General features: G+C 72.8%; 6 protein-coding genes. 3 read left to right on the forward strand and 3 right to left on the reverse strand.

Going from position 1 to position 8,932, the window contains the following annotated elements:
• Positions 1–90 precede the first annotated feature (90 nt).
• A complete protein-coding gene (locus K7640_RS29580; protein ID WP_222958241.1) occupies positions 91–1,365 on the reverse strand; it encodes a DUF4386 domain-containing protein in 1,275 nt (424 codons plus the stop codon).
• A gap of 69 nt (positions 1,366–1,434) precedes the next feature.
• Here K7640_RS29580 and K7640_RS29585 point away from each other — a divergent pair, with 69 nt between their 5' ends.
• Both K7640_RS29585 and K7640_RS29590 read left to right on the forward strand, forming a co-directional pair.
• On the forward strand, positions 1,435–2,109 hold the full coding sequence (locus K7640_RS29585) for a TetR/AcrR family transcriptional regulator (RefSeq protein WP_222958242.1): 675 nt from the start codon (positions 1,435–1,437) through the stop codon (positions 2,107–2,109).
• A gap of 168 nt (positions 2,110–2,277) precedes the next feature.
• Complete coding sequence (locus K7640_RS29590) at positions 2,278–5,283, forward strand: family 16 glycoside hydrolase (RefSeq protein ID WP_222958243.1); 3,006 nt, start codon at positions 2,278–2,280, stop codon at positions 5,281–5,283.
• A 52-nt stretch (positions 5,284–5,335) separates the two neighbouring features.
• Here the strand turns inward: K7640_RS29590 and K7640_RS29595 are convergent, their stop codons facing one another.
• Complete coding sequence (locus K7640_RS29595) at positions 5,336–5,686, reverse strand: YciI family protein (RefSeq protein WP_222958244.1); 351 nt, start codon at positions 5,684–5,686, stop codon at positions 5,336–5,338.
• Between the two features lie 4 nt (positions 5,687–5,690).
• Entirely contained in the window at positions 5,691–6,929 is a 1,239-nt protein-coding gene (locus K7640_RS29600) for a MalY/PatB family protein (RefSeq protein WP_222958245.1), read from the reverse strand.
• 160 nt (positions 6,930–7,089) lie between these two features.
• Between K7640_RS29600 and K7640_RS29605 the strand changes: the two genes are divergently transcribed.
• Positions 7,090–8,932: glycoside hydrolase family 3 protein (locus K7640_RS29605; RefSeq protein WP_222958246.1), on the forward strand; the 1,843-nt coding region annotated here is incomplete at its 3' end.

Genomic DNA, 8,932 nt, shown 5'->3' on the forward strand with positions numbered 1-8,932 from the left:
GGGCTCGACGCTACGGTGACGATCCACCCTGGTCATCCGGCATATGTTCGAAGCCTTCGATGCCGGCTTCTACGCATGTCGATCGCTGTGTCATACAGGTTGGACGGTCGAGGATGGCGACGACGCGGCCGGACGCTCCCGGCGGGAGCGCGCGGCGAAGACGAGCAGCCATCCCATGAGGACCACCTCACCGACGAAGGTGACCGTGGCGACCGGGAACGGGTACCCGGCCGGGACCAGTGCGCCGATCGAGTCGGCGAGGTAGCCCGCGCCGGCGATGGCGACGAGCACCCCGACCCAGGTCGGCACGGCGCGGGACCGCCAGGCCAGCCAGCCGACCAGCAGCAGGTGGACGCCGAACAGGAGCAGGCCCAGGTTCCAGACCTCGTCGAACTCGGTGAGCCGCGCGGGGCCGAGGGTGCCGAGCCGGTCGGACCCCGGACCGTCGCGCAGCAGGCCGGCGACGGCGATCAGCTGGGCGATCGCCACGGCGAAGACGATCGCGTATCCGGTGCGGCACCAGGCGGAGAGCAGCGCGACGGTGCGGTGGGTGTCCACGAAGAACGCCCGCAGCGCCCAGGCGACCAGCACGTCGAGGCAGGCGACCGCGAACAGGGCGACGACGGCCAGGGTGAGGGCCCGCTGGTTCGCCACCAGCCGGGCGGTGGTCTGCGCCGGATCGGTGGCGACCAGCCGTTCCAGGACGCCGAAGTTGGCCAGCCCGGCGAGCGCCGCCATCACCAGCAGGCCGAGCCCGGCGCCGAGCGCCGCGCGACCCGGTCGACGGTCGCCCGCCGTGGCGGTGCTCCTCGCCTCGTCGACGGCGGGACGCCCGGCGGTGGACGGTGCGAAGCCGCGAGCGAGCAGCAGCAGCGCGAAGGCGATCTCGAACAGTCCGCCGGGGACGGCCAGCACGACCCCGACCGCGGCCCCCATCAGCTCGGCCGCCGCTCCGACCGCCAGCAGCGCGTATCCGGCGAATCCCCAGCCGGCCAGCCAGCGCGGTAGCCAGCGTTGCCGGTCGAGGGCCAGGCAGAGCGGCAGGCTGCCCAGCCCCAGCGCCAGCATGGCGAGCTGGTAGGCGACGTCGGCCGCGCCGGCCCCGACCCGGTGCAGCAGGACGATCCCGGCGGTGAGCAGGAACGCCTCCGCGCCGCGCGCCACGAGGTAGGTCCAGGCGGCCGCCGGGTGCGCTCGGCGCAGCGCCCGGAAGGCCAGCGCGCCGATCGCCGCCACCAGGACGGAGTTGAGCACCACCAGCGCCACCCCGGCGGGGCGCCCGCCGAGCGCGCTGCCGACGCCGTAGGCGGCGAACGCCGCCAGGAAGAACGCGCCGGCCCATCGGCCGGCCACACGAAGGGACATGCCCGCCTCCCAGGCTTCGTACTTAGTACGTCTTACTAAGTACGATACGGTTGGCAACGGGAGCGGTCAATGGTGTCGACCCGAGGGGAGCAGGCGGTGGGCCAGCCGGCACGGCAGCTGAGTCGCGAGCGGGTGCTGCGCGCCGCGGTCGGCATCGCCGACTCGCGCGGCCTGGGGGCGTTGACGATGCGGTCGCTCGCCGCCGAGTTGGACGCCAAGCCGATGTCGCTCTACCACTACATCCGCAACAAGGACGAACTCCTCGACGCCCTGGTCGACGGGGTCTTCGCGGAGATCGAACTGCCCGAGGTGGGCGGCGACTGGCGGGCCGAGGTGCGCCGGCGCTCGCTGTCGGCCCGCGCGGTCCTGGCGCGGCATCCGTGGGCGTTGGCCCTGGTCGAGACCCGGACCAGCCCCGGGCCGGCCACCCTGCGCCACCACGACGCCATGCTGGGCGTGCTGCGGGCCGGCGGGTTCTCGTTGCGCATGACGGCCCACGCGTACGCGGTCATCGACGCCTACGTCTACGGCTTCGTGTTGCAGGAGGCGTCCCTGCCGTTCGACGGCGCGGACTCCGCCGACGCGGTCGCGGGATCGATCATGGAGGGTTTCGCGGCGGGCGACTACCCGCATCTGGTCGAGTTCGCCACCCAGCACGTGCAGCGGCCCGGCTACGACTTCGGCGGGCAGTTCGAGTTCGGCCTCGATCTGATCCTCGACGCGCTGGCCGCGGCGCCGGACTGAGCGGGCGGGGAAACTTTCCACTCATCGATGCAAAAGCGTCGCTCGATCGAGCTGAAGTGATAGTGTCTGCGATCAATCTTTTGTGTCGCGAGACGGTATCGACCGGTCGATGGAAGAAAGTTGGCACGGCTCCTTCCCAGCCGGGACCTCACCCCCACAGGAGGAACCATGACCGCCCTGCACCGACGGCCACGCCGTCGCAGATCCCTGTCCGCAGCCGCGGGAGCCGCGCTGACGGCCCTGCTCGCCGCGGCGCTCGGCACCCCGGCCGCCGCCGCGCCGGCCGCCGCGGACGTCCCGCCCCAGGAGCCCGGCGTGACCCTGCGCTCGTACGACATGGGCGTCCCGCTGTCGGCGCTGTGCACGCTCAAGCCCGCCCAGACCCCGAACGTCGACAAGCTCATGCCCCAGATCAACTGGACCCGGGAGGACGAGTTCGGCCTCTCCGACCGGTTCATCAGCCACGTCACCGCCAACCTCACGGTGCCCACCGACGGCGCCTACACCTTCCGGCTCACCAGCGACGACGGCTCCCGCCTCACCATCGGCGAGCAGCGCGTGATCGACCACGACGGGCTGCACGGCGAGACCGCCAAGGAAGGCGCCATCACCCTCGCCGCCGGCCGGCACCCGTTGTTCGTCGAGTTCTTCGAGAACGGCGGCGGCCAGGTGCTGCGCCTGGAGTGGCGGCCCCCCGGCGCGGACGGCTTCACGCTGGTGCCGACCAGCGCGCTGAGCACCGACGCGGGTGTCGTCCGGGTCACCGCGCCCGGGTGGAAGTACTGCGAGGGCGCCACCGACTCGGCCGGCGACGGCCTGCCGCTGGACCGGGTGCACCCCGGGTACACCCTCACCGACCTGCGTCCGGCGGGCTTCCAGCCGCAGGTCACCGGCATGGCGTTCCGACCCGACGGAAAGCTGGTGCTCTCGACCTGGGGCGGCACCGACAACGCCACCGGCGAGATCTACCTGGTCGAGGGCGTCACCGGCCGGACCGGCCCCGAGCAGGTGACCTACCGCAGGTTCGCCGACGGGCTGCGGGAACCGCAGGGCGTCGCGGTGGTCGACGGCACCGTCTACGTCAGCCAGAAGCACGAGCTGACGGCCCTGCGCGACACCGACGGCGACGGCGTCGCCGACGACCGCCGTACGGTGGCGACCTGGCCCTGGGGCGGCAACTTCCACGAGTTCGCCTTCGGCCTGCTCTACCGGGACGGATACTTCCACCTGAACCTCTCCGTGGCGATCAACTACGGCGGCGCCACCACCGTGCCCCAGCCCGCGCCCCACCGCGGCACCGCCATCAAGGTGAACGCGAAGACCGGTGAGATCACCTACGTCGCCGGCGGGCTGCGCACCCCCAACGGGATCGGCTGGGGACCGCGCGGCGAGGTCCTGGTCACCGACAACCAGGGTGGCTGGCTGCCCGCGAACAAGCTGGTGCAGATCAGGCCGGGCGCCTTCTACAACCACTACACGACGCCCGCCGGCCGGTTCGACGACAAGCCGGTGACCCGGCCCATCGTCTGGCTGCCGCAGAACGAGATCGGCAACTCGCCGTCCACCCCGGTGCTGCTCACCCAGGGCCCGTACGCCGGGCAGGTGGTCGTCGGCGACGTGACCTACGGCGGCCTCCAGCGGGTCTTCATGGAGGAGATCGAGGGGCAGTACCAGGGCGCGGTGTTCCGGCACACCCAGGGCCTGGAGTCCGGCATCAACGAGGTGGCGCTCGGCCCCGACGGCGCGCTCTACGTGGGCGGCCTGGGCGCCGGCGGCAACTGGGGTCAGGAGGGCAAGCTCACCCACGGCCTGCAGAAGCTCACCCCCAACGGCACCTCGGTCTTCGAGGTCAAGCGGATGCGCGCCTCGCACGTCGGGTTCGAGCTGGAGTACACCGAGCCGCTGTCGGACGAGACCGCCGGCAAGCTCGCCGAGGCGTACCGGGTGACGCAGTGGCGCTACGGCGCGACCAGTCAGTACGGCGGGCCCAAGCTCGACCTGGAGACGCTCACGGTGGCCAAGGCCGAGCTGTCGGCCGACCGCCGCACCGTCAAGCTCAGCATCCCGGGCCTGAAGGAGAACCGGGTGGTGCACGTGCGCTCCCCGCGCCCGTTCTCGTCGGCCGGCGGCGACCAGCTGTGGAACACCGAGGCCTGGTACACGCTCAACGAGATCCCGGGACGGGTGGTGCAGCCGCAGACCTTCTTCGAAGCCGAGGAGGGTCGCACGGTCGCCGTGGGCATGGCCACCGACCACGCCGCCTACTCCGGCGCCGGGTTCGCCGCCGGGTTCACCCAGGACGGCTCGTCGACGAGCATCTCCGCCGAGGTCCCGCAGGCCGGGACGTACGACCTGACGATGCGGTACAGCAACGGCCCGAACCCGTACTCCGGCCAGAAGCAGCTGAGCCTGTACGTCAACGGTGAACGCGTCCAACAGACGGTCTTCCCCTCCACGGTGACCTGGGAGGAGTGGGGCACCGTCACCACCACCGTGCCCCTGGCCAAGGGCCGCAACATCGTCGAGTACCGCAAGGAGGCCGCCGACTCCGGACACGTGAACCTCGACGTGCTCGCCGTACGGCCGCACGGCAAGCGGATCACGCTCTTCGACGGCGGCGACCTCACCGAGTGGCAGCACACCGACGGGCGCGAACCGGAGTGGACGGTCGCCAACGGTGCCATGACCGTCCGCAACGGCGACCTGCGCACGGTGGACGCGTTCGGCGACTTCCGGCTGCACGTCGAGTTCAACCTGCCGCTGTACCCGCCGGAGGTGACCGGCCAGGCGCGCGCCAACAGCGGCGTCTACCTCCAGGACCGCTACGAGATCCAGGTGCTGGACTCGTTCGGCATCGATCCGCCGCAGACCAACGACGCCGCGGCCATCTACACCCAGAAGGCCCCCGACGTGAACGCGGCGCTGCCGCCCGAGACCTGGCAGACGTACGACATCACCTACCGGCAGGCCCGCTACGACGCGGCCGGCGCGAAGGTGGCCAACCCGCGGGTAACGGTGGTGTGGAACGGCGTCACCGTGCACGACGACGTGGAGATCCTCGGCCCGACCGGCGGCAGCCGGCCCGAGGGCCCGGCGACCGGCGCGATCCGGCTTCAGGACCACGGCAACCCGGTGCAGTACCGCAACATCTGGATCGAGCCGCTGGACCGGTAGCACCGCCCACCAGGACGCCCCGGCCGGACCGGCGAACCGGTCCGGCCGGGGTTCAGGCGTCCGCCCCGCCGGCGGGTCCGTCGTGCAGCGGCCAGACCTCCACCACGCCCTGGGCCACCGCGCACGGCGTCCGGGCGGCGATCGCCACCGCCGCCTCGATACTGTCCGCCTCGATCACCGCGAAGCCGGCCACCGGCAGGGCGGACCGCAGGAACGGTCCCGGGCGGGTCTCGGTCCCGGCCGCGTCGTGGTTGCGGACCTGGACCGGCGTCCCGGCGATGCCCATCCGGGCGCCCGCGGCGAGGAGCTGGTCGTCGTGCGCGTGCGCCTGGTCCCGTACGCCCGGGTCGGTGCGGTCGTATCCGTCCTGGTCGCCGTAGCCGATGGTGATGAACGTGGGCATGGTGCTACTCCGTTCCTGATCGGGGGTACCCCTCGGCCGCCCGGCCCATCCGGGTGACGGCCTCGGTGAGGAGCTCGGGTGAGGTGGCGAAGTTGAGCCGTACGAAGCCGGTCCCGCCGGTGCCGAACACGTGCCCGGAGCTGAGCGCCACCCGCGCCCGGTCCAGGAACATCCGCGCGGGGCCGGCGAGGTCGCTGGCCGCGCCCGGCTCGCCGCCGCGCGGTGCGGTGGCGATGCCCAGCGCGGTGCAGTCCAGCCAGGCGAGGTAGGTCCCCTCCGGCGGGTGGTACCCGACGGCGGGCAGGTGCGCGGCGAGCAGGGTGGCCAGCAGCGCGCGGTTGGCGGCCAGGCCGTCCAGGAGGAGGTCGAGCCAGGGCTCGCCGGCGCGGAAGGCGGCGGTGTGCGCGAGGACGCCCAGGTGGCTGGGGCCGTGGCCGACCTCCTCCGGCATCCGGCGCAGGTCGGCGACGGCCCGCGGCCCGGCGACCGCGAGCGCCGCCTTGAGACCGGCGAGGTTCCACGCCTTCGACGCGGAGACCACGGCGAACGCGGTCTCCGCGCCGGCCACCGTGAGGTACGGGACGAAGCGCGCCCCGGGCAACGCCAGCGGGGCGTGGATCTCGTCGGAGATCACCCGCAGGCCGTGCCGGTCGGCCAGTTCGGCGACCGTCTCGAGCTCGTCCCGGCGGTGCACGACGCCCGTCGGGTTGTGCGGGTTGCACAGCAGGAACGCCGGTCGCCGGCCGTGCGCCCGGGCCGCGCGGAACGCCTCGTCCAGCGCGGCCGGGTCCATCCGCAGGTCGGGGCCGAGCGGCGCCTCGATCACCCGGCGGCCGGCGTGGCTGACGAACGCGTAGAAGGGCGGGTAGACCGGCGCGCAGACCACCACCGCGTCCGCCGGCCCGGTCACCAGCCGGAGCACCTCGACGACGCCCATCATCACGTCGGGCACCAGCGCGGTGCGGTCGACCCGGAAGTCGGCCCAGCCCCAGCGCCGCGCGGCGAAGTCGCCGAGCGCCTCGGCGTACCCCGTGCCGTGCGGGTAGCCGGTGTCGCCGAGGTCGATCGCGTGGCGCAACGCCTGCGCCACCGGCGGCGCCAGCGGGACGTCCATCTCGGCGACCCAGAGCGGGAGCACGTCGGCGGGGTGCATGCGCCACTTCACGCTGCTGCGGCGGCGCAGCTCGGCCGGCGTGAGCAGCGTGAGCGGGTTCCTTCGCGGCGGGGCGGTGGAGCCTCCCATGCCGCCACCCTAGGCGCAGCCCGGGGTGCCCGCCCGGTGGCCATGGGTCACTCCTGGGTGACGAGAAAGCGACAAAACTACACATTCACGTCCGATGCGGCAGGGTGCGAGGGGATGGCCACCGACAGCCGGGGCCACTGACCCAGTGAAGGACAGCGCCATGTTGCGTCGGATCACCGGAGCCGCCGTACGGGCTCCCGTCGTCCTGGCCGCCGCGTGCGGCCTCGTACTTCCCGCCGCCGCGGCGGCCGGGGCGACCCCGGTCCCGGCGGCCCCGGCCGACCACGGCGGACCGGGGGCTGCCCACCAGGTGGACCGGCTGGTCCGCGCGGTGATGGCGAGGATGACCCTGGAGCAGAAGGTCGGCCAGATGTTCGTCCTCCAGGTCAACGGCGACACCGCGACCACCACGAACGCCGTCGACGTGGCGGCCAACCAGGCGCTCTACGGCACCGGCGTGCGCAACGGCGCGGACCTGATCGCCCGCTACCAACCCGGCGGCATCATCTACTTCACCGCCACCAACAACCTGAACAACCCGCAGCAGGTCGCGTTGCTGTCCAACGGGCTGCAGCAGGCGGCGGCGGCCACCCGCGGCGTGCCGGTGCAGATCAGCACCGACCAGGAGGGCGGCTTCGTCACCCGGATCCCGCCGCCGTCGGCCATCGCCCCGGGCAACATGGCGATCGGCGCCACCTTCGACCGCGACCTGTCGTTCTCCACCGCCGCCGCGACCGGCCGGCAACTGCGCGCGATGGGCATCAACATGGACCACGCGCCGGTGGTGGACGTCAACACCAACCCGCGCAACACCGCCGACGGGACGCGCGCGTTCAGCGACCGGACCGAGACGGTCTCCGCGTTCGGCGCGGCGGCCGTCCTCGGCTACCAGAGCACCCGGATCGCCGCCACGGCCAAGCACTTCCCGGGCCTGGGCAGCGCCGAGGCCAACCCCGACACCGGCATCGCGGTCGTCAACGAGACCCGCGAGGAGATCCTGCGGACCGACATCCCGCCGTTCCGGGCGGCCATCGCCGCCGGCGTGAAGTCGATCATGCCGACCGCGGTGATCGTCCCGGCGCTGGATCCGACCCTCACCCCGGCCGTCCTGTCCAAGCCGATCGTGACCGGGCTGCTGCGCGACACCCTGAAGTACGACGGGGTGATCGTCACCGACGCGCTGCGGGCCGACGCGCTGGCGAGCATCCCGCCGGACCAGGTGATCCTCGAAGCCATCCGGGCCGGCAACGACGAGTTGCTGCTGCCCACCAACCCGCCCGCCGCCATCGCCACCGTGCTCGCCGCGGTACGCGCCGGCACCCTCAGCGGGCAGCGGATCGACCAGTCGGTGTACCGGATCCTGCGGATGAAGGCCGAGCTGGGCCTCTTCGGCAACCCGTACACCACCAGCCAGGCGGTCGACTCGACGGTCGGCAACGCGGCCGAGCAGCAGGTCATGGCGGACGCAGCGCACCGCTCGATCACCCTGCTGCGCAACCAGGCCGGGGTGCTGCCGCTGCCGGCGAACTCCGGCCGCCACGTGCTGGTCACCGGCTGGGGGGCCAACGCCGTGCCCGGCCTGGCCACCCAGTTGACCGGCAAGGGGCTGGTCGCCACGCCGATGTGGACCGGATCGCCCGACCAGCAGACCATCAACCAGGTGGTGGCCGCGGCGGGCGCGAGCGACGTCACCGTGGTGCTGACCAACAACGCCTGGAACGACGTGCACCAGCGGAACCTGGTCACGGCGCTGCTGGCCACGAACAAGCCGGTGGTGGTCGTCGCCGTCGGCGGGCCGTACGACATCGCGTACTTCCCGTCGGCGCCCACCTTCGTGGCGGCCTACGGCTACCGCGACGTCTCGCTCGCCGCCCTGGCGAACATGCTGGTCGGCACCCAACCGGTCGGCCGCCTGCCGGTCACCATCCGCACGCCGGACGGCACCCAGGTGCTGTACCCCTACGGCTCGGGCATCGGCTACCCGGGGGTGCAGGCCGTGGCCG

The organism is Micromonospora sp. PLK6-60 (genome assembly GCF_019890675.1).
Lineage (GTDB): Bacteria > Actinomycetota > Actinomycetes > Mycobacteriales > Micromonosporaceae > Micromonospora.